Below are 2,500 nucleotides of genomic sequence, written 5' to 3'. Positions count from 1 at the left end.
CTTTCCGGTTCCAGTTTGTGCAAGTCCTGTGATGTCCTTGCCTTCTAATCCGTGAGGAATTGATTTTTCCTGGATCGGAGTAAGTTCCGTATATCCGATTTCTTGAATGGCTGAAAGTAGTTTAGGATGTAGGGATAGTTCTTCAAATTTCATGTTTGCCGCTTCTGAGCGATTAAGTGGAATGTATCACCGTAACAGGTGAGGTCTGAGAGACATGCAAAAAGGCGGTGGCTCAATATTTTTCCTCTCCAACCCCTATCTCGGGACGGGTGGTAGGACATCGGCTTCTTATACTCAGTCTTAAAACCGTATCCTTTCAACATTTTTTTCAGGGAGTCTGGGCTGTAATCCCAAAAATGATCTGACGGATGAGTACGGAACCATTCTTCCGGATTGGTTTGAAAAGTCGGGCCGTAAAGAGAAGGCAAGCCTAAGAAAAGAAATCCTTCCGGTTTGACAAGATCGGTTAACTTTTCAAAGACAAAATCCGCGTCCGGAAAATGCTCTACTACAAAAAAGGCGGCGACCACGTCAAAGGAGCGACCTTGTAAAACGTTCTCTCTTAGGAAAGAAGTGCAATGAACGTCGAGTCCTAGGACCTTTCGAGAATATTCCACTTCGGCGGGAGAAATTTCCAGACCGGTTACTTGATAACCCGATTTCCGAGCCTCGTCCAGAAAAAAACCCGCCGCCGAACCAAGTTCGAACAAAGTAGAATTCCGGCGATTGTGGAATTTACTTAAAATCTCTAGCCTTTTTTGAGCTAAAGCGCGAAGAGAAATTTCGTCTTCGTAGTATGTCTTTCGGTATTGGTTTTTATATTCCTCTAAAAAATAAGAATCTTTGTATTCTCGGGTTATAGCGGATTTATAAAAACAAACCCCGGTTCTTTTACAGATCTGATACTGTTCAGGATACTGCGGATGCGGAACAAGCTCGAATTTCGGATACATTCCTGGATCTAGAGAAAACGAAGGGGAAAAGAAAGAAAATTCCTTTTTTCGAAACTGCTTGAAAAATCGAGGACGGCAATCTTTTTGGAAGGATCTTTCATTATTCTTAAGAGACAACATGAGCGTCCAAAGTAAAATTGAATCCTTGGGTTACAAACTCCCGCCTGCTCCTCAAGCGATTGCAGCTTATATTCCCGCCAATCGATCCGGAAATCTCGTTTTCACTTCCGGTCAACTCCCACTGAAAGACGGTCAGTTGACGCTCACCGGAAAATTGGGTGAACCCCTTTCCGTGGATGACGTAAAAGAGGCTACCATTCAGGCCAGTTTGAATGCGATTGTAGCCGCTTCTGCGGTTTGTGGCGGTCTGGATAAAATCGTAAAAATCGTAAAAATTGGAGTTTTTGTAGCCTGCAGTCCGAATTTTTCGGAGCACCATTTGGTTGCGAACCACGGAAGTAACTTTTTCCTTTCCGTGTTCGGGGACGCGGGACGTCATGCGCGCTTTGCTGTCGGGGTTCCTTCTCTTCCTTTAAACGCGCCTGTGGAAGTAGAAGCCATCTTTCAGGTTGCAGATGCTCCGTAACCTTTGGAGAGATATTCAATGGAGCTTTCGTTCGATTCCGCTTCTTTTAAAGGAATGGATTTCGTTTTATCTTTCTTTTACTGAAAGGTTTACGGAGTTCTGGAAAGAAAAGTCGGTTTCTGAAAAAGTTCTTTTTATTGTGGTTACTCTTCAGCTTTTATTTAGCCTTTCGACTTGGATCGAATATACGATTCACTTAGGTGGGGAAGAAACCGAAGGTATCAGGGTTTCGTCTAACTTCTATTTTATTTTTCTTTCCGCGGGTGTTTTTTTCTTCGGTTCTTTCTGGCGTTCTCATTGGCTGGGTTCTTTTCTTTTGAGTGTTCAATTTCTTCTCGGGTTAGGCGCGTTAGCCGGAGTCTTTTTTCCGGAATCTTTTTTCGTAAGTTTTCTTAAAGAGAACGATTACGTTTTTAGTTGGAAATTCTATGCGTTTTTAGGTGCTTGGAGTTTTACTACTTTGCTTTCTCTGAAATTGTTTTTTGAGAAAGAATAAGTGTTTGTTTCAAATCTCGCCGAGCGACTTGAGTTAACGCAATTCATAGATGAATCTGAATCGGCCACAAAAACTCGTGTGTGGCGACAACACAAAGTCGACCGCGAAGGAAACGAAAGCGTTTTCAATTATGAAGTTTGCGAATGATTCACCCAAGCTTTCTTATATCGAACTCTCGTATTTTATCATTTTATTATACGCATAGTTTCTATACTTTTTCTTAGATCTAATTCTCATTAGATTATTTTGTTTCCTTTCATTTTTTTCTGTAAATTGTTCCGCTTGGATTGTTTGAAGAACCGTTTTCTGGTATGGACATTCTTTTGTTGGACGACGGTCAAAAAATTGAATCTACTTTGGTAGAAGGCTGGGTTGGAACGGATTCTCTTTTGGTTCCAGATGTTTATTGGAATCGTTTGAATGCTCAAGAAAAAATAGCCCTTCGGGGCAAACTTCCCTTGTTAT

General features: G+C 41.7%; 5 protein-coding genes (1 of these 5 cut by a window edge). 3 read left to right on the top strand and 2 right to left on the bottom strand.

Annotation, left to right across the window (positions count from 1 at the left end; genetic code table 11):
- Window positions 1-153 carry the 5' portion of a DEAD/DEAH box helicase gene (locus tag CLV95_RS14970; RefSeq protein ID WP_002734019.1) on the bottom strand. The gene continues 1,497 nt to the left of window position 1, outside the view, so 153 of the gene's 1,650 nt are visible here — the first part of the coding sequence; its start codon is at window positions 151-153; its stop codon lies beyond the left edge, outside the window.
- Window positions 150-953, bottom strand: a complete 804-nt coding sequence (locus CLV95_RS14965; RefSeq protein WP_002766450.1) for a class I SAM-dependent methyltransferase — start codon at window positions 951-953, stop codon at window positions 150-152. Before CLV95_RS14965 ends, CLV95_RS14970 begins: the two co-directional genes overlap by 4 nt.
- Before the next feature lie 118 nt (window positions 954-1,071).
- Here CLV95_RS14965 and CLV95_RS14955 point away from each other — a divergent pair, with 118 nt between their 5' ends.
- From CLV95_RS14955 to CLV95_RS14945, 3 genes are all read left to right on the top strand, one after another.
- Window positions 1,072-1,539, top strand: a complete 468-nt coding sequence (locus CLV95_RS14955; protein ID WP_002734309.1) for a RidA family protein — start codon at window positions 1,072-1,074, stop codon at window positions 1,537-1,539.
- Window positions 1,529-2,035, top strand: coding sequence for a hypothetical protein (locus CLV95_RS14950; protein WP_002734183.1), 507 nt, complete (start codon window positions 1,529-1,531; stop codon window positions 2,033-2,035). The genes CLV95_RS14955 and CLV95_RS14950 overlap by 11 nt, the downstream gene beginning before the upstream one ends.
- A gap of 311 nt (window positions 2,036-2,346) precedes the next feature.
- Window positions 2,347-2,500, top strand: a 154-nt coding sequence (locus CLV95_RS14945) for a DUF1564 family protein (RefSeq protein WP_165794401.1), incomplete at its 3' end; no start/stop codon positions are given.

It is taken from the genome of Leptospira borgpetersenii serovar Javanica, from assembly GCF_003046425.1.
Lineage (GTDB): Bacteria > Spirochaetota > Leptospiria > Leptospirales > Leptospiraceae > Leptospira > Leptospira borgpetersenii.
The sequence above is the reverse complement of the archived record's forward strand: the minus strand, read 5'-3'. Positions and strand labels throughout refer to the sequence as shown.